20 protein-coding genes and 1 pseudogene are annotated in these 22,617 nt (G+C 58.9%); 3 read left to right on the top strand and 18 right to left on the bottom strand.

The annotated features are described in order from the left end of the window. Positions 1–39 precede the first annotated feature (39 nt). The 9 genes from ACR0KM_RS05650 to ACR0KM_RS05610 form a co-directional block, all read right to left on the bottom strand. Positions 40–918: an MBL fold metallo-hydrolase gene (locus ACR0KM_RS05650; protein WP_480858183.1), complete on the bottom strand. Its 879-nt coding sequence runs from the start codon at positions 916–918 to the stop codon at positions 40–42. Between the two features lie 380 nt (positions 919–1,298). Further along, a complete protein-coding gene (locus ACR0KM_RS05645; RefSeq protein WP_480858182.1) occupies positions 1,299–2,321 on the bottom strand; it encodes a 5-oxoprolinase subunit C family protein in 1,023 nt (340 codons plus the stop codon). After that, positions 2,318–3,061: a 5-oxoprolinase subunit B family protein gene (locus ACR0KM_RS05640; RefSeq protein ID WP_480858180.1), complete on the bottom strand. Its 744-nt coding sequence runs from the start codon at positions 3,059–3,061 to the stop codon at positions 2,318–2,320. The genes ACR0KM_RS05645 and ACR0KM_RS05640 overlap by 4 nt, the downstream gene beginning before the upstream one ends. A gap of 13 nt (positions 3,062–3,074) precedes the next feature. Then, positions 3,075–3,728 carry a DUF2848 domain-containing protein gene (locus tag ACR0KM_RS05635; protein ID WP_480858178.1) on the bottom strand — a complete coding sequence of 218 codons (654 nt, stop codon included), beginning with the start codon at positions 3,726–3,728 and terminating at the stop codon, positions 3,075–3,077. A 6-nt stretch (positions 3,729–3,734) separates the two neighbouring features. Continuing rightward, the gene (locus tag ACR0KM_RS05630) at positions 3,735–5,021 is read right to left on the bottom strand and encodes a TRAP transporter large permease (protein WP_480858176.1); all 1,287 of its coding nucleotides are present in this window, start codon (positions 5,019–5,021) and stop codon (positions 3,735–3,737) included. Further along, the gene (locus ACR0KM_RS05625) at positions 5,018–5,566 is read right to left on the bottom strand and encodes a TRAP transporter small permease subunit (RefSeq protein ID WP_480858175.1); all 549 of its coding nucleotides are present in this window, start codon (positions 5,564–5,566) and stop codon (positions 5,018–5,020) included. The genes ACR0KM_RS05630 and ACR0KM_RS05625 overlap by 4 nt, the downstream gene beginning before the upstream one ends. Before the next feature lie 116 nt (positions 5,567–5,682). Continuing rightward, the gene (locus tag ACR0KM_RS05620) at positions 5,683–6,717 is read right to left on the bottom strand and encodes a TRAP transporter substrate-binding protein (protein WP_480858173.1); all 1,035 of its coding nucleotides are present in this window, start codon (positions 6,715–6,717) and stop codon (positions 5,683–5,685) included. Between the two features lie 31 nt (positions 6,718–6,748). Further along, on the bottom strand, positions 6,749–7,564 hold the full coding sequence (locus ACR0KM_RS05615; protein WP_480858172.1) for a putative hydro-lyase: 816 nt from the start codon (positions 7,562–7,564) through the stop codon (positions 6,749–6,751). Between the two features lie 75 nt (positions 7,565–7,639). Continuing rightward, on the bottom strand, positions 7,640–8,536 hold the full coding sequence (locus ACR0KM_RS05610) for a LysR family transcriptional regulator (RefSeq protein WP_480858170.1): 897 nt from the start codon (positions 8,534–8,536) through the stop codon (positions 7,640–7,642). A 218-nt stretch (positions 8,537–8,754) separates the two neighbouring features. Here ACR0KM_RS05610 and ACR0KM_RS05605 point away from each other — a divergent pair, with 218 nt between their 5' ends. The 3 genes from ACR0KM_RS05605 to ACR0KM_RS05595 all read left to right on the top strand — a co-directional run bounded on the left by ACR0KM_RS05605 (position 8,755) and on the right by ACR0KM_RS05595 (position 14,172). Beyond that, the gene (locus ACR0KM_RS05605) at positions 8,755–12,354 is read left to right on the top strand and encodes an adenylate/guanylate cyclase domain-containing protein (protein WP_480858169.1); all 3,600 of its coding nucleotides are present in this window, start codon (positions 8,755–8,757) and stop codon (positions 12,352–12,354) included. A 28-nt stretch (positions 12,355–12,382) separates the two neighbouring features. Beyond that, positions 12,383–12,640, top strand: coding sequence for a DUF4242 domain-containing protein (locus ACR0KM_RS05600; protein WP_480820297.1), 258 nt, complete (start codon positions 12,383–12,385; stop codon positions 12,638–12,640). Between the two features lie 116 nt (positions 12,641–12,756). Continuing rightward, positions 12,757–14,172 (top strand): FAD-binding oxidoreductase, encoded by a 1,416-nt coding sequence (locus ACR0KM_RS05595; RefSeq protein WP_480858167.1) that lies wholly within the window; start codon positions 12,757–12,759, stop codon positions 14,170–14,172. Between the two features lie 60 nt (positions 14,173–14,232). Here the strand turns inward: ACR0KM_RS05595 and ACR0KM_RS05590 are convergent. From ACR0KM_RS05590 to ACR0KM_RS05550, 9 genes and pseudogenes are all read right to left on the bottom strand, one after another. Continuing rightward, positions 14,233–14,466 (bottom strand): annotated as a pseudogene (locus ACR0KM_RS05590) (transposase); the annotation flags it as partial. A gap of 197 nt (positions 14,467–14,663) precedes the next feature. Continuing rightward, complete coding sequence (locus ACR0KM_RS05585; protein ID WP_480858165.1) at positions 14,664–15,083, bottom strand: RidA family protein; 420 nt, start codon at positions 15,081–15,083, stop codon at positions 14,664–14,666. Beyond that, complete coding sequence (locus ACR0KM_RS05580; protein WP_480858163.1) at positions 15,084–15,485, bottom strand: acyl-CoA thioesterase; 402 nt, start codon at positions 15,483–15,485, stop codon at positions 15,084–15,086. 9 nt (positions 15,486–15,494) lie between these two features. After that, positions 15,495–17,114, bottom strand: a complete 1,620-nt coding sequence (locus ACR0KM_RS05575; RefSeq protein WP_480858162.1) for a benzoate-CoA ligase family protein — start codon at positions 17,112–17,114, stop codon at positions 15,495–15,497. Continuing rightward, the gene (locus ACR0KM_RS05570) at positions 17,114–18,274 is read right to left on the bottom strand and encodes an acyl-CoA dehydrogenase family protein (protein ID WP_480858160.1); all 1,161 of its coding nucleotides are present in this window, start codon (positions 18,272–18,274) and stop codon (positions 17,114–17,116) included. Before ACR0KM_RS05570 ends, ACR0KM_RS05575 begins: the two co-directional genes overlap by 1 nt. Then, a complete protein-coding gene (locus ACR0KM_RS05565; protein WP_480858158.1) occupies positions 18,274–19,074 on the bottom strand; it encodes an enoyl-CoA hydratase family protein in 801 nt (266 codons plus the stop codon). The genes ACR0KM_RS05570 and ACR0KM_RS05565 overlap by 1 nt, the downstream gene beginning before the upstream one ends. Beyond that, positions 19,067–19,528, bottom strand: coding sequence for a MarR family winged helix-turn-helix transcriptional regulator (locus ACR0KM_RS05560; RefSeq protein WP_480858156.1), 462 nt, complete (start codon positions 19,526–19,528; stop codon positions 19,067–19,069). The genes ACR0KM_RS05565 and ACR0KM_RS05560 overlap by 8 nt, the downstream gene beginning before the upstream one ends. After that, complete coding sequence (locus ACR0KM_RS05555) at positions 19,525–20,280, bottom strand: SDR family NAD(P)-dependent oxidoreductase (protein WP_480858154.1); 756 nt, start codon at positions 20,278–20,280, stop codon at positions 19,525–19,527. Before ACR0KM_RS05555 ends, ACR0KM_RS05560 begins: the two co-directional genes overlap by 4 nt. Continuing rightward, positions 20,277–22,562 carry a bifunctional salicylyl-CoA 5-hydroxylase/oxidoreductase gene (locus tag ACR0KM_RS05550; protein WP_480858152.1) on the bottom strand — a complete coding sequence of 762 codons (2,286 nt, stop codon included), beginning with the start codon at positions 22,560–22,562 and terminating at the stop codon, positions 20,277–20,279. Before ACR0KM_RS05550 ends, ACR0KM_RS05555 begins: the two co-directional genes overlap by 4 nt. Positions 22,563–22,617: the final 55 nt, after the last annotated feature.

Genomic DNA, 22,617 nt, shown 5'->3' with positions numbered 1-22,617 from the left:
TGGTGGTCCGAGCCAGCGCAGCATCCTGCCGGTCCGGCTTCAGATTGCCAGGACAGACTTCACATTCCTTTCATGCACCTGCTCATAAGGTTCGAAATATGTCAGCGTCCCGCGCTCGATGTCACGAGCGATGAAATCTGACAACCGGAGTGCCCTCAGATTCGGTTCATTTTGGCAGCGCAGTAATTTCTCAATGTAGTCTCGGGTCGCGTTTACGAAAGACGGTTTGTAACCACCACTAACTATCCGGTCGGGCGAACCATGATTGGGGAGAATAGTCTGGATGTCCCATGTCGTCAGGCGTTCAAGTTCTGCACAATGTAACTCAAGGCGATCCGGTTCGGCCACGTAAGTGACAGTGTCTTCCAATGTATCGCCAGCGAACAATAATCGCGTTTTGGGAAGGTACATGGTGAGACCATCAAAGCTATGCACGTCCAACGGCCGCAGCTCAACGCCGATGTTACCGACCGATAACTCCATTTCGCCGTCAAAAACCGAGGTGGGCATAACCGGCTTATCAATCGGTGGCGAAGACTTTGCATAGGCTTCTTGGTTTTCGAAAAGTGCGCGTGCGCATTTCTTGCTAGCGATAATTTCGCAATCCCGAAAGACTTCGGTCCCGGCAACGTGGTCCTTGTGGTGGTGGCTAAGTACGACGCGAATAGAGGTGGCACCTCTGCGTTCTAGTTCGTCTCTGATTGCCCGCGCGTGCTCGACAGAAATACTCGTATCGTAAACCAAAGCTTCGTTCTGATCGAGAATAGCGTAACTTGCAAATCCAAGCGAAAAGGCACCGTCATCTAACCAGTTAGGTTCATTGGAATGCAACCGGACGCCGGCGACCCGCCCATCGTAAAATGCCAGCACGTTGGGTGTGACTTCTAATACTCGCAGGCTTGAAGTCGACACAGACATCTCATTTCCTGGTTAGTTGGATCGGTTTTGTGTCGTCGGGGATCAACAAAAACGAGAATGTACTTCTCAGCTACCCGCTTCAAGCAAATCCCGGCAAACTGGGATGGCTATGATGTTGGTCAAATTTTGACTCGATACGGGCTCTGGCTCAGGCTCTGAGTTCAACCTATGGCGCTTGTGGCTTGAGCGAGGACGGTCCAAAGCCAACCTTCACTGACCGGTAAAAATATGGTGCCCGCAGCCTGCAATGCCAGCGTTCGCTGAGGTACAGCATTGCTCGTAGACTGACATCACAACATTCGGCAATGCAGTATCATCGCCTAACTGCCATGTATTAAAACTCTTGCCCATATTGGCATTAAAATCTGCGCTTCGGGTCATCAGGCTTGTTCGTCCAAGTCATGACCTGCTGTGACGCCGCTGATCAGCTGATAGGACAACAAATCGGCGACTAGGGCGGGGTTGCGAACCAATGGTGTCAGCTGTGTCCGCAGGGCTTCTTCATCCGTCCTGGCGCGCCGTTGGATAGCGACAGCCTCTTCCAGAGACACGAAGGAGAACCGCAGGCATTCGCCCGGGCGCGCTTGCGCCACGCGTGGCAGGTCGGCGGGAAGGACCGATCCGATCCGAGGATATCCGCCTGTCGTCTGGCATTCGCTGAGTAGCACAAAAGGCGTGCCGTCGCCGGTGATCTGTATGTCGCCCGGTACGATCACCTCGGACAAGACACTCAGGCCTGCCTTGCTTTGGAAACCCGCACCATCGGGGACCAAGCGCACACCCATCCGGTTGCCGCGCGCATCGCGTTGAAAGCGTGTCGCGGCAAAACGGGCCAGCTCGTCAGACGGAAACAGCTCTGTTTGAAGGCTGGCGACAATCCGGATGGCCCCGCCGCCGAACCGGTCTTCAATGGGCAGTTTCAGACCTGTCTCCGTTTTCTTGTCCAAACCAACTGCAAGCTGAGCGCCCGCTTCCACATGACCCCCGAGGCCGCCTGCAAGATGGGCACTGCAGGACCCCAACTGCCGAAGCCCCGAAATCCCCCCGCCCAGATGCAAATACCCGTATGTCCCGGTTTGCGCCGAAGCGATCTGCAAGCGCGCACCCTTGGGCAACAGATGACTTGCATTCCAGGCGATGCGCGCGCCTTCTATATTAGCCGCCATCGGGGCGCCGGTCAGCGCAATGCGCACGTCTTCGCTTGCCTCGAACTCCCCGCCCATTCCGACCATTTCCAGTGCGGCTTGATCCGGCGTCTGCCCAAGCAGTGCGGCGCCTTCCGCCAAGGCCAACCGGTCCGCAGCACCGCCGCGCGACAAACCAAAGGCCAGATACCCGGGTCTGCCAAGATCCTGAACGGTTGCACCGGGGCCGATGCGATGGACGGTCAGCGTGCGCGTCATCGGATGACCTCAAAGACTGCGCCACCATTCTCGTCATGTCTCAAGCTCTCCAAAGTCTCAGGGCTTGTCGGTTCGAACAGCACTTCGTCTCCGGGCCGAAACAGGAATGGCTCATCTGCGTCCGGTCGAAACAGGCGCAACGCGGTTTGGCCGATATGACGCCACCCGGTGGGGGTGGCCACCGGAAACAAGACCAGTTGACGGATTGCCATGCACAGCCCCCCGGCGGGTACTTGTGCGGTCAGCTCGGTTTGTCTTGGGATGTTCCATTCGGGGGCCAATTCACCCAGATACGGCATGCCCGGAGCGAAACCGATGGTCTGGGCCCGGACGCGGGTTGTTGAAATCGACGCAATCGCCTCTGCCTCGCTGAGGCCTGCCGCTTGGGCGGCTTCAGCCAGTTGTGGTGCCAGATCGCCGCCATAGGCTGTCGGCACGCGCCACAACCTACGCCCCGTTGGCAGCGCCGCAGCATACCAGTCTTGTTCGGCCAGCAAACTGTCCAACGCCGCGCGCATCATGCTGTGATCGCATTCCAGCGGGTCGAACCTGAGATAGGCGGACACCAGAGAGGTCGAGCTTTCTTCGACGCCTGACCAACCGGCCTTTTCGATGGCATACCGAAACGCAAGCGCTGCCCGGTTCGCCGGCTCGCTCAAGCTGTCGGCAAAGCTGATGACGAACCCGTCATATCCCGCGGTCCGAATCCGGGGCCACTTCGAGGACACATCTCCGGGCATTCCACTCACATCCTCAGGCGATGACAGGAAGGGATCGGACGCGGTACTCGAATTCCAGCGCGCGTGCCTTGACCGGGTCGGTAAGGCTCATGCGATAGGAGGTGGCGGGACGTACCCCGCCAACCGCCCCGAGTGTGCCGCAAAACATCGCCTGACCGTCGGACAGCCCGGCCCCCTCCATCAGATCCTGCAAGGGTCGGATCGCGGCCAGTGGACCATGCTGATACAGCACCCATTTACCGCCTTCCTCGACCTCGCATCGCAGGATCAACTGGTCGAGATGGGATTCCACTTCGTCGAACCGCCACAGGTCCCGGCAGACCGGTTTTGCACAGGCCTGTTTGGAGGCCGCGACAGATACGGCCTCAAGCTCTCGGTCCGTGTGATCCGAGCCGAGCCCCAGATAAAGCGTGCCGTCCTGCCGGATGAGCAGCGGCTCGACCTCTCCTGACGTGGCGGTTCCCAGAACGTCGATCTCGGGCGATTGGGTCAGCAGCGCGGTTGAGACCCGATAGAACAGGGGCACCTGACTTGGCGGGGCAACACCGATGGCCGCCAGTTCATCAATGTGATGCTGCACCGCAGCAACGTCCCGCCCGGTCCAACCGGCAACAATCAGGTGATCGATCCGGCCCGGGATCGCCGTCTTATCTACGAAAAACTGCATGATGTCTCACCCACCCAGAACCGACGGAAGATAAAGTGCGATGCTTGGAAAGGCGATCAATAGACCCGCCATAATCAGCATCGCGACCACATAAGGGATACTGCCCAGCATCACCTCGCTCATTTTGCCCGACTTGCGCGCACCCTGAACGACATAGAGGTTGAGGCCCACAGGCGGCGTGATCAGGGCCATTTCAATCAGGACGATCATCAGGATACCAAACCAGATCGGATCAAAGCCCTGTGCCACCACCAGCGGCACGATGATGGGGATAGTGACCACCATCAGCGACAATGTCTCGATAAAGAACCCCAGCACGATATAGATCAGCACCACAACAAGAATCGTGCCCATGGGCGACAGACCCAGACCGCCCAGGAAGGCTTCCAGCTCACGCCCCAATCCCGCGGAGGCCAGAGTGAAATTCAGGAAAGAAGCCGCGATCACGACCAGCATGATCATCGAGGTGATCTTGACCGTACCCAAAATACTCTCGGTGAACATTTTCAGGCTGATCCCGCCGAAAAACCCCGCAATCACCACCGCCCCGGCGACGCCGACAGCAGCGGCTTCGGTCGGGGTGGCCCAACCCTTGTAGATCGTTCCGATGATGATCGTGAACAGCAGTACGATGGGGATCAGCTGCAGCAGCGCGCGCAGCATCTCGGCAAAGGGAAACACGCGCCGGGTACCGCCCAAGCCAGGGTGGATCATGCAAATCAGCATTGTGATGGCCATAAAGCCCAAAGCCAGCGCCAGACCGGGCACCAGTCCCGCCAGAAACAGGCGCGGAATAGAGGTCTGCGTCAGAAAACCATAGACGATCAAATTGATCGAAGGCGGGATCATGATGCCCAATGTGCCACCCGCCGCGATAGCGCCCGAGAACAGCTTGGGATCATAGCCCAGTTTTTCGGCCTGCGGCATTGCGACCGTCGCGACCGTGGCGGCAGTTGCCACCGACGACCCCGATGTGGCCGAAAACATCGTGGCCGTGGCGACATTGGCATGGACCAGACCACCCGGCAGCCAGCTGACCCACCGATCAAGCGCGGCGTAGGTCCGCATGGCAATGCCGGAACGCACGAGAATTTCGCCCAGAAGGACAAAGAAAGGAATGGCAATCAGGGTTGCGTTGTTCGATGTCGACCAGACCTGATTTCCCAATCCCCGGATCAACGGAAACGGGCTGAAAAAGGCATCGACGCCGAAACCAAGCAGGAAGAGGACTATGCCGACCGGAATCGACAGCGACAACAGCCCCAGAAGCCCGATCGAGATATAGGTGATCACTTCACGGCCTCCTCTTCACCAAAGCAGCCGATTGCGGCCTCGGACTGCTCAAAGCGGCCTTTCGCAACCATGATCAAAGCGACCAACAATGTCAGCCACGACATGATCGCGAACCAAACCCAACCGGCGAACCAAGGGGCCTGCACCAAGGCCAGCGGTGTTTCCAGCGGCGTGTTTGCCCGCGAGGAATTCGCCAGTGAACGGGCAAGAACCGGCCAGCATTTGACAGCGATCAGAGTGACCGTTCCTGCCATCACCGTCATCGCAAAAAGGTCGAACAGAGCCCGGGTCCGCGGCCCGGTGCGGGCGCGCAGAAAATCGATCCGCACATGCCCCAGCTCCAAAAGCGTGAATGCCATGCCCCAAGAGGTGGCGATGGCCATGACATAGCCGGATATCTCATCCGTTCCGCCAAAAGAGGATCCGATCTGACGCAGCACGATATCCATCAAAACGACACACGCGCATCCCAGCAGAACGATCCCGGTCAGAATGGCAACCCACCTGTTCACGCGACGTAGATTATCAAGAACCGTATGCTCCATGCGGGGCCTCTGACCTGTCTGTTGGCTCACAAATAACGGGCTGGATCATCGATGCTCAGAGCCAGACGTTGAAAGCCCAAGGGCTGGATGGGCGCATGCGCACCCACCCAATACACTTAGTTCGCGATGGTCACACCAACGGTGGAACCGACGCTGGCGTTCCAGCGATCTGCCCAGTCGCCACCCGCACGTTCAGCCCAGTCAGGCAACACCTCGCCCACCAGTACCTCACGCGCCTTGGAAAAATCGGCATCCGAAACATCGACGAGTGTCATACCGCGCGCCTCGCCCGCCGGGCACTCCCCATTGCCGGTGAGACATGCGATATCATTCACCAACGCGTCCTGCGCGCTGGCCCATGCCGGGTCTTCGAATTCAGCCGCGACCTGTTCGGTGATCAACGCCTGCGTGTCGGCATCAAGGCTGTTCCATTTGTCCAGGTTCATGGCGGTCACAACACTGTCCCAGCCACCCAGAGGGATCGGCATCAGGTGCGTGGACACTTCCCACCAACCTGCGGAATAGCCGGAGCCCGCACCAGTCACCGCGCAATCCACAACACCTTTCTGTAGCGCACCGGGTACTTCGGAGAAGCTGACATTCACACCTTCGGCGCCCAAGGCTTCAAGGAACTTGGCCGTCATTCGACCCGAGGCACGAACCTTGAGGCCTTGCAGATCATCCAGCCCCGAGACCTCGGCATTGCAGAAGACCACCTGCGGCGGATAGGGCGCGATGGCCAGAACATGGCTGTTGAAGCGATCCTGATAGATGTCCGCCACCATCGGGCGGGCGGCATCGACCATGGCGCGTGCATCGTCTGCGTTCAGGGCAAGAAGCGGCACGTCCAGCCCCTCAAGCTCTGGCGCGTCGGCAACGGCATAGTCTGCCACGGTCATCGCCACGTCATAGACACCATCACCCAGCAGGCGGAATACATCGCCCACCCCAAGGTTCATCTGGTTATGCGTGGTCAGGTTGACGGTAATGTTGCCGCCGGAAGCCGCTGGCAGCGTCTCGCTCCAGAACGGCGCCTCATATTCCTTGTGCAGCGGCAGGCCGGACCAGCTGCCGACCACCGAAAGGTCTTCGGCCAGTGCCGGCGCAGCCAGCGCTGTGGTGACGGCAAGGAATGCTGAAATTCGTTTCATCTGTGTCTCCTTGTTGAACTTTTTGGTTGTGTCAGTCGAAAGTCAGAACCGGGTTTTCCGCGTCCTCGGCTACATCCGAGATCAGCATGTGCCCGGGTTTGTGCGTGATGCAGAGCGGCAGGCGCGCCGCCTCGATCGCGACCTGCGGGGTCACGCCGCAGGCCCAGAACACCGGGATCTGGCCGGGTGCGACCGGGGCCGGGTCACCCCATTCGGGTCTTGAGACGTCTTCGATGCCGATCCCGACCGGATCGCCCCAATGGATCGGGGCTCCATGGGCCAGCGGGAAGCGTCGGGAAATCCTGATGACCTCATCGAACCGGTCTTCCGGGATTGCCCGCATCGACACCACCATCTTGCCGGAAAACGGACCCGCGGGCACTGTATCGATATTGGACCGGAACATGGGCACGGTGGTGTTGTTTGCGATATGCCAGACCGGAATCCCGGCCCGTATCAGCGCATGTTCGAAGGTGAAGGAACAGCCAAGCGCAAAGGCCACAAGATCGTCGCGCCATATGTCACGGATATCATGGGCCGAGTTTGCCAGCTTGCCATCGCAATAGATATTGTAGGCCGGAACATCCGTGCGGATGTCGATGTCGCGGCCCATCGTGAACATCATCGGGTTACCTGTATCGGACACTCCGGTCAAAGGACACGGCTTGGGATTGCGCTGACAATAACGCATGAAATCCAGCGCATAGGCTTCGGGCATGATGGCAAGGTTCGCTTGCAGATAGCCCTGCCCAAGCCCGGCAGTATGCGCGCGGTAATCCCCGGCCCGTATCGCTGTACGTTGATCGATCAGCGGGCGCGATTTGAGCAATTCGTAAGACCCGGTCACAGGTACCTCCTCGACTACCCGGAGGGTCACAATTCGAGACTATAAAATCAAATTGATATTTTTTGTCACATTTGATCAATAATTTTTATCTCCGTGATATCTGTTCGCCACCTCCAGCGCCATCTTCGCTGCAGTGTCTATCATGTGGCTTTTGGGCTCTCCCAGGTACGAGGCTGTAAATTGCAGCGGCGAGGGCACCCATCCCGGATCGAATTCAACAATCCGTCCGGCTGCCACGTGCTCTGCACCTAGGGCCCGCGGCAATACGGCCACGCCCAAATCGGCTTCGACCAGCCGAAAACAAGCCGACAACGAGGTGGACGGGAACAGCGAGACATCCGGCCCAACACGCTCGAAAAGCATCTCTTTCAACTCACGATATGGTCGGGTGTTGCGGGCGTAAGTCAAAACCGGTTGCTTTAGATCGCTAGCTTCCAACGGATCACCTCGCGACCCCGACGCGTACCAGGCCAGATCAAAACCCGGCAGTTCGATGTTGTTGACCTTGTGTTCAGAAATGGGGCCCAAAAGGATCGCAAGATCGATGTCCCGGCTCATCAGGCCTTCACGCAGATGTGCCGAGATATCGACATTAAACTCGATCTCCAACCTAGGGTAACAGTTGTGCAGTCGTGACACCAAGTCCGGCAACCAGCATTGAGCAATGGTCTCGGAGACGCCAAGCCGCAACCTACCCTCGACGCCGGCAGGATCGATCACGTCCCTTTCAACCAGATCGGTCAGATGCTCAAACTTCTCTGCGTGCACCAAAAGAAGCTCGCCGCGCTTGGTCAATCGCATGCCCCCCGCTTCGCGCTCAAAAAGCTCGCACCCAAGCGTGTCTTCCAGATTCTTGATCCGAGTTGTCGCGGCTGGTTGGGTCAGGCCGAGCGCAGTCGCCGCCCTGCGAACACCGCCATGCCGCACGACGGCTAGGAAGGTCCGCAATTGCTCCAGGTTAATCCGTGTCATTGTCGATATCTCGCTCGACTATCCCAGATTGGATAGTGCAACTGAAACTCCTCGCTCGCAAGAAGCTGGGGCATCGCCGGTCGGCCATTAACTTCAGCTGCGATCCATCCCCTGCGTGACCCGGCGAACAATGAACACTGACGCTATGCAATGAATATGCCAGTCTGGTTTGAAAGCGTATTCTTGATTAGTTACGCGTATCTCCGCATGATCCAAAGATGTCGGTTGAAATAGATAAGTGGTTAAACGATCTCGACCTGAGTCAGTACGCAGATGTTTTTGCGGAAAACGATATTGATACACGTGTTTTGCCACTATTGTCTGGAGAAGACCTACGAGAGCTGGGGGTAAGTCTTGGTCACCGCAAAATCATCCTCGCTGCGATACAAGAGATAGTCGATCAACGGCACACAACTGCATCGTCACAAGTAGCTCAGGAAAAAGCGCTCGAAAGCGTTCAAGCGCCCACTTCAGGCAATGCGCAAAGTGATGATCCGCCGAAACGGAAGCATAGTGAACCGGCTACCGCAGAGAGGCGTCACGTAACCGTTTTGTTTGCCGATCTTGTCGGCTCAACCGAACTTACCAATCGCTTTGATCCCGAAGACATGCGGGAATTGCTACAAAACTACCAAGATGCCGTTGCCGGAGCCGTAAGCCGCTATGGTGGCTACGTCGCAAAGTACTTGGGCGATGGTCTTCTTGTGTTTTTCGGTTGGCCGCGGGCGTACGAAGATCACGCGATCCGGGCGATCAAAGCCGGTCTTGAGGCCGTTGGTCGCGTCAGGGAGCTCAAAACGCCTGATGGAGAGCGATTGTCGGTCAGACTGGGCGTCGCGAGCGGTGATGTAGTGGTCGGCGATACCATTGGCGAAAACACGTATGAGGAAGGGGCCATGACTGGTCCGGTCGTCAATCTTGCGGCACGGATCCAAGAACATGCAGAGCCAAACTCAGTCGTTTTGACGGTTGAGGAAACCGAGACCGCTTTACATCGGATATTCGAGTTTAAATCCCTTGGAAAAACAGAGCTAAAGGGGTTTGCTGAACCACGTGTTCTGCAGAAAGTGGTGTCGGAACGCAGTGCAGAAAGCCGGTTTCGCGCCTCATATCGAGACGACGTCGACAGCGTCATGATTGGTCGGGATTACGAAAAGGGTATCCTGCTGCAATCATGGCAACGTGCTAAGAATGGTCACGGAGAGGTTGTACTGCTATCCGGTGAAGCCGGAATCGGAAAATCGCGACTTACTGAGGAATTCCTCGCAGAGATCGCCGAAAATGACCAAGCCGATGTCATAAGACTGAACTGCTCTCCCTATCTCAGCAGCAGCCCATTTCATCCGGTTGCCCAACGAATATCCCAGGATGCGGGGGTTGAGCCGGACTTTGACGACAATCTGATCCTTGAGCACGTCAGAAAGATGCTTGAAGGGCGTCCGGGGTTGGATTGGGAACAGGTTCTGCCTGTATTTGCAGCCTTGGTCGCGCCTCGTAGTGCGCTGGCCCAGAAGGTGCTTGAGATGTCACCGCAGGAGCAGCGCGATACAACAATCCAAACACTGATCCACACAGTGCAGGTGCGATCAAGTGTGCGCCCGGTTGTTTTGTGCGCAGAAGATGCTCATTGGATCGATCCTTCCACCCAAGCCTTGTTGGAGCGGTTTAAGTCGATATGCACCGATCTTCCTCTGATGATCTTGATAACCCACAGGCCCGGGTGGGAAATAGCCCGTGATGATGGGGACACACACGTACAGTCTCTGGTTTTGCGCCGATTTGATTCCGCGCATGTCTCAAACCTTGTCGAAAACATTACGGGCAAGAAACCTGACGAAGCTCTGATCTCTAGAATAATTGAAAAAACCGATGGCGTTCCACTGTTCGTGGAAGAAGTGACCCGAGCCATTTTCGAATCCGGCGAGCAGGGGCACGGCCACATACCTTCGTCACTGAAAGGCGCGTTGATGGCGCGGCTGGACGCAGTTTCGCCAGAGGCAAAACAGGTCGCTCTTACAGGATCGGTAATTGGCCGGGAGTTTGAGCCTAACATATTATCTGCCGCGAAGGGCCTTGAAGAGTCTGATGTCGACAAATGCCTCGAAGAGCTTTCTCGAACAGGGTTGATTTTTGAAAGCGGACACAATCGCGGGCATTTCGTTTTCCGCCATGCTCTTATTCGCGATACCGCCTATCAATCCATGCTGAGTTCGACCCGAAGACGACAACACGCAGATGTGGCGCGTGCTTTGATGCGGATAAGGTCATCTGAGATCGAGCGTCGCCCTGAACTCGTCGCGCGCCATCTATCCGAGGCAGAGGATTGGAGGGCTGCGTTTGAAAAATGGCAAATTGCGACAGAAATGGCGTTGGCGCGATCTGCAAGCCAAGAAGCTATGACGAACGCCCAAGAGACTTTGCGCGCTGCCGAAAATCTCGGTTCAAACTCCAATTCAGAGCTGATCAAAGGTAAGATTTTGGTAGGCCGCAGCCATGACAGCCTCGGCCAATTGCCCGAGGGCATCGCAGTTCTGAAAGAGGCTTCCGACGCGGCCCGGGCGATGCACAACATCGAGCTGGCCGCTGACGCCGCCAACCACTTTGCTGACTCATGTATGATGTCCAGCGAAAGGCACAGTGAGGCAATCGAACTATGCGGTACTGCGCTGAAAGATTTGCCCGATGATGATGAGGTCCGTCGGTGCAGATTGATGAGCCAACTTGCGCGCGCGCATATGTTTGTCGGCCAGTTGTCTGAAGGTGCGCGTTTCGGCCAGCAATCCATGGAACTGGCTGCAAAACTGGGCGACTATAAATCACAGTTCTCAGTCATGATGATGCATTTTGGAGCCCCATTCGTTGCGCGAAAGGGCAGAGAGGCCCATCATTGGCGTGAGAACCTGGAGGCGATGCATGCTGTGGCCGAGAATCTTGGCAGTATCGATCAAGGACGAGACCGTACTCTGAGCTTGTTCGTGGGCGCCGAGATGGCTGACCGCGAGTTGATGGACCATTCTCTGGGTTTGCTCACTGAGATTTCGGAAAAGGACAATCATCTGCAACTCTATTGGGTTCAGAAACACGCACGCGCCATGGTTGCAATTATGGACGGCGATTTTGTGCAAGCAGAAAAACACGCCACCGAGGCGGTGAAGATCGGTCGAAAGACCCATGGGGAGCATGTTGAGGGCGTCTTCGGGGTTCAGATGTTCACAATCCGCCGCGAGCAAAACCGGCTACACGAGGTCGCACCTGTGATCAAGAAGCTGATGACAGACAGCCCTGAAGACATTTCGTGGAAGCCGGGTTTTGGCGTCATCGCTGCCGAACTGGGATATAAGGAACCTGCCGAACGTATCCTGAATGAAATGGCTGACAATGGCTTCGATCTTCCACCCGACGCCATGTATTCAACGACATTGTCCTATCTGGCCGACATATGTGTGGCCATTGAACATCGAGAACATGCCAAGACGCTCTATGAATTGTTGGCCCCGTACGACGAACTGACGATTACCGCCGGGGCAACCACCGTATGCACTGGCGCAGCGGCTCGACGCCTCGGCAGTTTGGGCTCGGTTTTGAAAGACTGGGATGCCGCTGAGGTGATGTTCCAGAAGGCCATTGAAATTGACACCCGCATGAAATGCCCACCCTGGATTGCGCATAGCAAGGCTGCATATGCAACTGCATTGCGGCGAAGGGGGCGCCCGATGGACGTAGAACAGGCCTTTCAACTGGAAGGGGAAGCGTTGGCAATTTCGCAGAAATTAGGTATGGTTTCCCTAAGGTCAAGGCTCGAAGGAGTAGCGAGCTGAGGCAATAAAACTGTTTCTGGGGGACTTTATGCCAAGGTACATAATTGAAAGAAATTTTGCTGAGCAGCTGAACGTCAGCGACGAAGACAAAATTCACATCAAAGAGATCAATGACGAAGTCGGCGTCGAGTGGATTTTTTCATTCCTCAGCGCGGACAAGCGAAAAACATACTGCCTGTACGAAGCCCCCGATGAGGAAAGCCTCAGAAAGGCGGCAGAACGCCTGAATATTCCTGCCGATGTCATAACGCCGGTGGATCGGATAGATCCGGCAGTCTTCGCCTGAGCATCAGGCTTTTCATACCAGATCAATGGAAGACCTTTGCGGCGCAACGTGAAGGAAACAACACTACCCGAGGCAGCCCTGCAAGAAGCCTAACCTGACAATAGGGAGGCTTATGCATGTTTGACCTGAAAACACTCGACGGCAATACGGCAACTGTGGATCAAGACGCGTTAGATGCTCTTGATGTATCGCTGCGCGGCGGGGTCTACCAGAAGGGCACCCCGGAATACGAAGATGCAAGAACAACTTGGAATAGTATGTTCGAACGGTACCCAGGTTTCGTGATCCGCGCACTGGGGGCGAGCGATGTTCAGAAGACTGTGAACTTCGTACGAGACGCCGGTCTCGTAATGTCAGTTCGGTCAGGTGGGCATCAGATTGCAGGGCACGCGGTGGCGGACGAAACGGTCATGCTCGATCTTTCCCAGATGCGGTCGGTTCACGTCGACCCTGTCAACAAGACGGCTCGGGTTGCGCCGGGGGCACTGCTTGGAGATGTGGATCGCGAGACACAGGCACATGCACTTGCCGTTCCCGTTGGGATCAATTCGACCACGGGCATCGCAGGCCTCACGCTTGGCGGTGGCTTCGGATGGACCACTCGGAAATTTGGCATGACGATCGACAATTTGCTCTCGGCGGAGGTCGTGACCGCAGACGGAGCCATTGTAACGGCCTCTCCCTCAAGCCACCCGGAGCTTTTCTGGGCCATCCGAGGAGGGGGTGGAAACTTTGGTGTGGTGACTTCATTCGAGTTTCAACTGCATGAGCTGGGACCCGACGTCCTGTCTGGCCTCATCGTTCATCCGATAGAAAATGCACCAACGCTCCTCGCTGAATTTGCCGCCATTGCCGACAACTCTCCGGATGAACTGACCGTTTGGAGCGTGATGCGCAAAGCGCCTCCTCTTCCGTTCCTGCCATCTGAGTGGCACGGACGAGAGGTGCTGATCTTTGCAGCTTGCTATAGCGGCCCGATGGCGGAAGGTGAAAAAGCCATGGCGATATTGCGCGCGCTAGGTGAACCGATCGCCGATGTAATATCACCCCATAAGTTTGTAGATTGGCAGGCTGCTTTTGACCCGCTTTTGACACCAGGGGCTAGGAATTATTGGAAAAGCCATGACTTCGAGACGCTTTCTCCGGGCGCAATCTCTGGTCTGCTGGAAGCCATATCCAGCCTGCCCGACCCTGCGTGTGAAGTCTTTATTGCCCATGTGGGCGGCGCAATGGCACGCGTTGAGGCGGGTTCGACCGCCTATCCCCAAAGATCTGCTCACTTCATCATGAATGTTCACACGCGTTGGGAGGACCCCAGCAAGGATGCCGAGTGTATTGATTGGGCGCGCAAGCTTTACGACCAGATGCAGCCGCACGCGAGCGGAAGCGCGTATGTGAACTTTATGCCCGAAGACGAAACGGACCACATGGCCGGAGCATATGGCGAAAACGGTGAGAAGCTTTCCAGGATCAAGGGCACCTATGATCCCGCCAATTTGTTCAGGGTGAACCACAATATACTGCCTACGTGAGGGACTACAGATACCAATCGAGAGTGATGTCTTGAGTTTCGCTATAGAGTTCAGGACATCTAGCCAGTAGATGACGGTTGCCGCGAAAGCGATGACAGAAAGGAAGACCTTCCGGCAGCGGTCTTATCTCGTTGCCAAGCGCCGCCGGTTCTCGAGCCACCCAAACATGATCTTGATCTGGCTGCGGCGTTTGTATCTGCGTTTGTCGTATTGAACCGTAGTCTTGTGTTGCTTGCGCCGGGGAATGCAAGCGCGTATCCCTCTGCCTAACAACGCTTTTCTGAACCAGTCGGCACCGTCCGTTTACCCAGAAGCCGCTGCCACCGGCGCAGCGGGCTGCACGAGGATCACAACTGACGGCTTCATGAGCCTGCGCGGCATTCCACTGTAGCTATGTCTCAGAGGTTTAGTCTGGATCATTCTTGCATTGCAGAAGCGTCGAGTTTTAGATCAAAGCTGGGCACGGAGCTCTCGGTGTGCGGCCAACGTCGCTATACCAATCCTCGGTCGGTTCGACGTGAGACAACAGCCGTAGCTTCTATTTCAACCAGAGCTTCATCTTCGATCAATCCAGCGACGACAACCATGGTCATCGCCGGAAAATGCCGGCCCAGAACGCGGCGATAGGCCTGACCGATCTCGCGCTGGCGGGCCAGATATTCTCGCTTGTCGGTGACATACCATGTCAGGCGGGTGATATCTTCGATCTGGCCACCGGCCTTTTCGACCACGGCCACGATATTGCGCAGGGCCTGTTCCATCTGGCCGATGAAGTCATGGGTTTCGAACACCTGCTGCGCGTTCCAGCCGATCTGGCCACCGACGAACAATTGCCCGTCACGGGCCAGAACGCCATTGGCATAACCTTTGGCCGGAGCCCAGCCGTCGGGAAAAATCTCAGTATGGGCCATTTAGTCCTCGTCTTTCAGATAGGGGGTCAGGGCGCTGCGCATCGCGGCGGGCCAAGCGGCAGGTTTGCCCTGATCGTCGATGTGAACCAGCGTGGCGGTAAAGCTCATGCGGGCCTCGTCCGCGCAGCGGGCGTTTATGGTCAGCTTCAGGCTCGATGTCCCGATCCGCAGCACCTGCAGGTTCAGGGTCAGGTGATCGCCGTGTCTGCTGGGCCGGGGAAAGCGCGCCTCGATATTCACGGTGGGAACCGCGCCGGAACCGTGGATTTGTTCGAACGGGTGGCCGATATGGGTAAAGAACGCCTCGACACAATCGTTCATCATCTCGAAATAGCGCGGGTAAAAGACGATCCCGGCGGGGTCGCAATGCTTGAACAAGACTTTCTGGGGGCAGGTGAACATGCGCTCGCCTCAACCCGCCGGGCGCAGGCGAAAGCGCTGAATCTTGCCCGTTGCGGTTTTGGGCAATTGGTCGATGAACACGATCGAGCGCGGGTATTTGTAGGGCGCAATCACTGCCTTGACGTGATCCTGAAGCTGTTGGGCCAGCGCATCGCAGGCCTGATGCCCCTGGGACAGGACCACATGGGCCTCGACAATCGAGCCGCGCATGTCGTCGGGTGCTCCGATCACCCCGCATTCGGCGACTGCGGGGTGCGACAGCAGCGCGGCCTCGACCTCGGGTCCGGCGATGTTATAGCCGGACGAGACGATCATATCGTCATTGCGGGCGGCGAAATGCAGGTACCCTTCGTCATCGCGCACAAAGGTATCGCCGGTGATGTTCCAACCATTTTGCACATAGCCCGCCTGCCGGTCATCGTTCAGATACCGGCACCCGGTCGGGCCGCGCACAGCCATGCGCCCGGGCTGGCCCGGCGGGCATTCGGTGCCTGTTTCGTCCAGAATGCGCACCTGGTACCCGGTAACGGGCTTGCCGGTGCAGGCCGGTTTGTGGTCGTCGAACCGGTTCGATACGAAGATATGCAGCATCTCGGTCGCGCCGATCCCATCGAGCATCGGTTTCCCGGTCTTTTCGATCCATTCCTCGTAAACTGGCGCGGGCAGAGTCTCACCCGCCGAGACGGCGGCGCGCAGGCTGGACAGGTCGGCCCCGTCGTCCATCGCGCGCATCATCACGCGATAGGCGGTGGGGGCGGTGAAGCAGACGGTGGCTTTGTATTTCTCGATGATGTCGATCATGTTGGGCGGCGTGGCCGTCTCTAGCAAGGTCGCTGCCGCGCCGAACCGCAGCGGAAAGATCGCAAGCCCGCCCAGCCCAAAAGTAAAAGCCAGCGGCGGAGAGCCCACGAACACATCCTCGGGCGTGACGCCCAGCACCTCTTTGGCATAGCCATCCGCGATGATCAGCAGATCGCGGTGGTAATGCATAGTGGCCTTGGGATCGCCTGTCGTGCCCGAGGTGAAGCCCAGCAGGGCCACATCGTCCTGCGCAGTTTCAACCGCGTCGAAGCGCACCGGTTTCTCCAGCGCCAGACGGTCCAGTTCGGCGTCGTGGTTCGAGGTGCCGTCAAAACCCACCACCGATTTCAGATGTTCCGAGGACTTGGCGCATTTCGTCAGCTCATCCATCAGCCGCGTGTCGCACAGCGCATGGGTGATCTGGGCCTTGTCGACAATCTGCGTCAGCTCTCCGGCGCGCAGCATAGGCATGGTGTTGACCACCACCGCGCCCGCCTTGGTCGCCGCAAGCCAGCAGGCCACCATGGCCGGGTTGTTGGCCGACCGGATCAGCACACGATTGCCGGGCTTCACGCCCAGATCCTCGACCAGCACATGCGCCAGCCGGTTGGTCCAGTCGCTGAGCTCTTTATAGGTGCGCTGCCGCCCGTTGCCGATCAGCGCGGTGTGATCGCCAAAGCCGCGATCGACCATCCGGTCCGTCAGCTCGACAGCGGCGTTCAGCCTGGCGGGATAGTCGAACCCGTCCAGCAGGAAATCAGGCTGCGCCTCAGGGGCCGGCAGGTTATCCCGCGCGAACGTGTCGATATGTCCGGTATACTGCGCCATCAGTCTCCTCCGTGATATTGCCCGAGCGTCTGCCGCGCGATCACCACCCGCTGCACGTCCGAGGCCCCTTCGTAGATACGCAAGGCCCGGATATCGCGGTACAGTTCCTCAACCTTGCTACCGGTCCGGACACCGTCGCCGCCATGCAGTTGCACCGCCCGGTCGATCACCTTTTGCGCCTGATCGGTCGAAAACAGCTTGGCCATCGCCGCCTCGCGCGTCACGCGCGGTGCGCCGCTGTCTTTGGTCCAGGCGGCGCGATAGATCAGCAGGGCGCTGGCGTCGATATCCAGCGCCATGTCGGCCACATGGCCTTGCACCATCTGCAGATCGAACAGTGGCGCGTTCTGTATGTGCCGCGTGGTCACGCGCGCGAGCGCCTCGTCCAGCGCGCGGCGGGCAAAGCCAAGCGCCGCCGCCGCGACGGTTGAGCGGAACACGTCCAGCACCGACATGGCGATGTGAAACCCCTGGCCGGGCGCGCCGATCATCGCCGATTTCGGCACGCGCATATCAGTAAAGCGCAGAGTTGCCAGCGGGTGCGGGGCGATGGTGTGCAGCCGTTCAACCACCTCGAACCCCGGCATTTCAGGCGTGACCACAAAGGCGCTGAGCCCGCGCGCACCGGGAGCCTCTCCGGTACGGGCAAAGAGGGTGTAGACATCCGCAATGCCGCCATTCGAAATCCACGTCTTCTCGCCATTCAGCACGTAGGCGTCGCCATCCTCGGTGGCGGTCATGGTCGAGTTGGCGACATCCGAACCCGATTGCGGCTCGGTCAGGGCAAAGGCCGAGATCGCCTGCCCGCTGCGCGTCAGCGGCAGCCATTCCTGTTGTTGCTGGCCCGAGCCAAACAACGAGATCGCACCGGTCCCCAGCCCCTGCATCGCAAAGGCGAAATCCGCCAGCCCGTCATGGCGCGCCAGTACCTCGCGGCTGAGGCACAGCGCCCGCACATCCAGCCCCTCATCCCCGATGGCGGCGGTGGGCTGCAACCAGCCATCCTGCCCCAGCGCGCTAACCAGCGCGCGGCAGGCGGCATCCGTGTTGCTGTGGTCGATCTGCGCCAGCGCATCGTCGGCCCAGCGGTTCAGCGCTGCAGCGTGGGCGCGGTGGTGGTCGTCGAAGAACGGCCAGTTGAGGAAGCTTTGATCTGCCATCAATCGCCCTCGAACACCGGTTTTTCCTTGGCGATGAACGCGTCATAGGCGCGTTTGAAATCGCCGGTCTGCATGCAGATCGCCTGCGCCTGCGCCTCGGCCTCGATAGCCTGTTCGATGGACATGGACCATTCCTGCGCCAGCATGGTCTTCGTCATCATATGGGCGAAATTCGGCCCGGCAGCGATGCGCGCCGCCATATCCTGCGCGGCCCCGGCCAGATCAGGTGCAGGCACAACACGGTTGAAGAACCCCCAGGCCGCGCCTTCTTCGGCCGACATCGACCGCCCGGTATAGAGCAGTTCTGCCGAGCGGCCCTGTCCGATGATCCGGGGCAGGATCGCACAGGCCCCCATGTCGCAACCTGCCAGCCCGACGCGGGTGAACAGGAACGCGGTCTTGGCCTCGGGCGTCGCGATGCGCAGATCGGAACACATGGCGATGATCGCGCCCGCGCCGACGCAAACGCCGTCGATGGCCGCAACCACCGGCTTGCCGCAATTCACGATGGCCTTGACCAGATCGCCGGTCATGCGGGTAAAGGCCAGCAATTCCTTCATGCTCATCCGGGTCAGCGGGCCGATGATGTCATGCACGTCACCGCCCGAGCAGAAATTACCACCGTTCGAGCCAAAGACCACCACATCCACATCGTCGCGATAGGGCAGGGAGCGGAACCAGTCGCGCAGCTCGGCATAGCTGTCGAAAGTCAGCGGGTTCTTGCGGTCGGGGCGGTCCAGGCAGATCGTGGCGATCCGGTTCTCGCAATTCAGCAGAAAGTGCTTTGGTGTTTCAGTCATCTTGTGCCCCTTCCCCGGCATCAGGCAGCGCGCCGTTCAGCAGAAGCCCGATCTGGGCGCTGGTCTGCGCGTCCAGCCCGCCCAGCAACTCACTGACCCAGCTTTCATGCGCCGCCGCCTGTTTCAGAAACTCATCCACTCCGGCCGCTGTCAGACGCACCCTGTTGGCCCGCCGATCCCCCGGTACGGTTTCGCGCTGCATCAACCCGTCATCGCACAGCCGGTCGACGATCCCGGTGACATTACCGTTCGACACCATCAGCATTCGCGACAGTTCCGACATCTTCAGCCCGTCCTGATTGCGATACAGCGCCGACATCACGTCAAACCGGGGCAGGGTGGTGTTGAAGCTGGTGCGCAGGCGCTCGCGCAGCTCGGCCTCGATCCGGCGCTGGGTCTTGATCAGGCGCAGCCACAGCCGCAGGCGTTCTTTTGATGCGGGCGCGTTCGTCAAATTTCACCTCCCGACAGGGCCATGGCGTGCCCGTTCATGGATGCGGCCGCGTCCGAGCAGAGCCATAATGCTGCGCCTGCGACCTCTTGCGTGGAGACAAAGCGACCTTGCGGGTTGCCGGCCAGAATGGTTTTGGCCGCTTGGTTGTTGGACATGCCGGTTTTCTCGGTAATCGCGTCCAGTGAGCGCTGCAGTAGCGGCGTGTCGATAAACCCGGGGCAGATCGCATTGGCGGTGACGCCCGAGGGGCCAAGCTCATGCGCCAAGGCCCGCGTCAGGCCCACGACCCCGTGCTTGGCCGCGCAATAATGGCTGACATAGCCGTATCCTTTGAGGCCCGCGGTCGAGGCCACCGCAATCAACCGCCCCCAACCCGCCGCTTTCATGTCCGCCAAACAAGCCTGCCACAGATGGAACACCCCGCCCAGATTGACCGCCAGCGTCGCGTCGAACTCCTGCGCCGAAATCTTGTGGAACGGGGCCGAGGGCGCGGCCCCTGCGTTGGCGATGGCCACCGAGACGGGCCCGTGAATGGCGCGGGCCTTGTCGATGGCGGCGCGGACCGCCTCGCCGTCGGTCACATCGCAGCGCAAGGGCAGGGCACCGGTTGCTTCCGTAACCTCTTGCAATGCGCTCAGCCTGCGGCCCAGTATGGTGACCTTGCCGCCTGCATCCGCGAAGGCCTGCGCCAGTTCGGCCCCGACCCCGCTGCCGCCGCCGCTGATCACGATATGCTTGGCTTGCAGGGTCATGCGCGAATGGCCTCCGCCTCGCGGTCGGCATTGCGCCACAGCTGATCGCGGCCTGCCTCATAGGGCAGGGGCCAATCCGCGTGGCGGTCCCCGATCTGCGTTCCGGCGTGCAGCGTCCAGTAAGGATCGGCCAGATGCGGACGGGCAAGGCAGACCAGATCGGCGCGCCCGGCCATCAGGATCGAATTCACATGATCTGGCTCATAGATGTTGCCAACCGCCATGGTGGCAAGACCGGCCTCGTTGCGGATACGGTCCGAGAACGGCGTCTGGAACATGCGGCCATAGACCGGTTTGGCCCGGGTCGAGGTCTGACCTGAGGACACGTCGATGATATCCACCCCGGCCTCGGAAAATGCCTGCGCGATCAGAACCGCCTCTTCGGGTGTCACGCCATCGTCGCCGGTCCAGTCGTTGGCCGAGATACGCACCGACATAGGTTTGTCATCGGGCCAAACGGCCCGCATGGCGCGGAACACCTCAAGCGGATAGCGAAGACGGTTTTCGAGGCTGCCACCATACTCATCAGAGCGGGTATTCGACAGCGGAGAGATAAAGGACGAGATCAGATACCCGTGTGCCGCGTGCAGTTCGATCATGTCGAACCCGGCGCGGTCGGCCATCTGCGCGGCCTGCGTGAACTGATCGCGGATCGCATCCATCTCGGCCCGCGTGACCTCGCGCGGGGTGGCGTTGCGGTCCGACCATGGGATCGCCGAGGCCGAGACCAGATCCCAGTTGTCTTGCGGCAGCGGCGCGTCCATCTCCTCCCACCCCAGCTGGGTCGAGCCCTTGCGGCCCGAATGGCCGATCTGGCAGCAGATCCTGGCCTGCGTCTCGGAATGGACGAAATCGGTCAGCCGCGCCCAGGCGGCTTCATGCTCGGGCGCATAGAGGCCGGGGCAGCCCGGCGTGATGCGGCCTTCGGGCGAGACGCAGGTCATCTCGGTATAGACCAGCCCGGCCCCGCCCTTGGCGCGTTCGGCATAATGGACGAAATGCCAGTCGGTCGGGCAGCCGTCGACAGCTTTGTACTGGGCCATTGGCGAGACGACGACACGGTTGGTCAGATCCATCCCTCGCAACCGGTAGGGCGCGAACATGGGCGCGCGTACCGGTGTCTCGGGTCCACCTGCGCGCGTCTGAAACCAGCGTTCGGCCCCTTCCAACCATTCGGGATCACGCAGGCGTAGGTTTTCGTGGCTGATCCGCTGCGAGCGTGTCAGCAGCGAATAGTTGAACTGCACCGGATCAAGGTTCAGATACCGCCCCACATCCTCGAACCATTCCAGAGAGTTACGGGCCGCCGATTGCAGGCGCAGCACTTCCAGCCGCCGATCCTCCTGATATCGGGTCAGCGCGTCGGGCAGGGGCATGGTGTCAACATATTCCGCCAGCGCGATCGCGCTCTCCAGCGCCAGTTTGCTGCCCGAACCGATTGAGAAATGTGCCGAGGCCGAGGCGTCGCCCATCAGCACGATGTTCTCATGGCTCCAGTTCTCGCACAGAACGCGGGGGAAACTCAGCCAGGCTGAACCTCTGATATGGTTGGCATTGGTCATCAGGCTGTGACCGTCCAGATATTCGGCAAAGATCTCTTCGCAGACGGCGATGCTTTCCTGTTGGCTCATGTCGCCGAAGCCGTAGGCGTCCCATGTTGCCTGATCAGTCTCGACGATGAAGGTCGCGGTGTCATCGTCGAACTGATAGGCGTGGACCCACAGCCAGCCCTTGTCGGTTTCCTTGAAGATAAAGGTAAAGGCGTCGTCGAATTTCTGATGCGTGCCGAGCCAGACGAATTTGCAGGCGCGCATGTCGATATCGGGTTTGAAATGCGCCGCCAGTTCCGTGCGGGTTTTTGAGTTCAGCCCGTCCGAGGCAACGACGATGTCGTAGTCCTTGGCATAGTCCGTGGCGCTGGTGGCTTCGGTTTCGAACTGCAGATCAACGCCCAACTCCCGCGCGCGGGCCTGCAATAGCAGCAGCAGTTGTTTGCGCCCGATGCCGCAAAAGCCATGCCCGGTCGAGACGATCTTTTCGCCTCGGTAATGCACCGCGATGTCGTCCCAATAGGCAAAGTGATCGCGGATGGCCGCGGCGCTTACGGGATCGTTTGCGGCCAGATTGTCCAGCGTTTCGTCGGACAGAACCACGCCCCAGCCGAATGTGTCGTCGGGCTTGTTCCGCTCGATTACCACAACTTCGGCATCGGGCTGGCGCAGCTTCAGCGATATGGCAAAGTAAAGCCCTGCGGGGCCCCCTCCCAGACAAGCGACGCGCATTGTGCCCTCCTGATCAGAATAGCGTATGGTTGAAAGCCTAGGTCGGGCCTGCAGT

Source organism: Ruegeria sp. G10 (assembly GCF_056533645.1).
Note: the sequence above shows the minus strand (reverse complement) of the source record. Positions and strands in the feature narration are given on the sequence as shown.

Coding starts and splice junctions, on each gene's coding strand:
- ACR0KM_RS05580 (WP_480858163.1), bottom strand. CDS start 15,485: ATGTTCACCTGCCCCCAGAAAGTCTTGTTCAAGCATTGCGACCCCGCC.
- ACR0KM_RS05620 (WP_480858173.1), bottom strand. CDS start 6,717: ATGAAACGAATTTCAGCATTCCTTGCCGTCACCACAGCGCTGGCTGCG.
- ACR0KM_RS05575 (WP_480858162.1), bottom strand. CDS start 17,114: ATGGCGCAGTATACCGGACATATCGACACGTTCGCGCGGGATAACCTG.
- ACR0KM_RS05585 (WP_480858165.1), bottom strand. CDS start 15,083: ATGGCCCATACTGAGATTTTTCCCGACGGCTGGGCTCCGGCCAAAGGT.
- ACR0KM_RS05635 (WP_480858178.1), bottom strand. CDS start 3,728: ATGCAGTTTTTCGTAGATAAGACGGCGATCCCGGGCCGGATCGATCAC.
- ACR0KM_RS05605 (WP_480858169.1), top strand. CDS start 8,755: ATGTCGGTTGAAATAGATAAGTGGTTAAACGATCTCGACCTGAGTCAG.
- ACR0KM_RS05640 (WP_480858180.1), bottom strand. CDS start 3,061: ATGCCCGGAGATGTGTCCTCGAAGTGGCCCCGGATTCGGACCGCGGGA.
- ACR0KM_RS05570 (WP_480858160.1), bottom strand. CDS start 18,274: ATGGCAGATCAAAGCTTCCTCAACTGGCCGTTCTTCGACGACCACCAC.
- ACR0KM_RS05625 (WP_480858175.1), bottom strand. CDS start 5,566: ATGGAGCATACGGTTCTTGATAATCTACGTCGCGTGAACAGGTGGGTT.
- ACR0KM_RS05565 (WP_480858158.1), bottom strand. CDS start 19,074: ATGACTGAAACACCAAAGCACTTTCTGCTGAATTGCGAGAACCGGATC.
- ACR0KM_RS05595 (WP_480858167.1), top strand. CDS start 12,757: ATGTTTGACCTGAAAACACTCGACGGCAATACGGCAACTGTGGATCAA.
- ACR0KM_RS05600 (WP_480820297.1), top strand. CDS start 12,383: ATGCCAAGGTACATAATTGAAAGAAATTTTGCTGAGCAGCTGAACGTC.
- ACR0KM_RS05550 (WP_480858152.1), bottom strand. CDS start 22,562: ATGCGCGTCGCTTGTCTGGGAGGGGGCCCCGCAGGGCTTTACTTTGCC.
- ACR0KM_RS05650 (WP_480858183.1), bottom strand. CDS start 918: ATGTCTGTGTCGACTTCAAGCCTGCGAGTATTAGAAGTCACACCCAAC.
- ACR0KM_RS05645 (WP_480858182.1), bottom strand. CDS start 2,321: ATGACGCGCACGCTGACCGTCCATCGCATCGGCCCCGGTGCAACCGTT.
- ACR0KM_RS05610 (WP_480858170.1), bottom strand. CDS start 8,536: ATGACACGGATTAACCTGGAGCAATTGCGGACCTTCCTAGCCGTCGTG.
- ACR0KM_RS05555 (WP_480858154.1), bottom strand. CDS start 20,280: ATGACCCTGCAAGCCAAGCATATCGTGATCAGCGGCGGCGGCAGCGGG.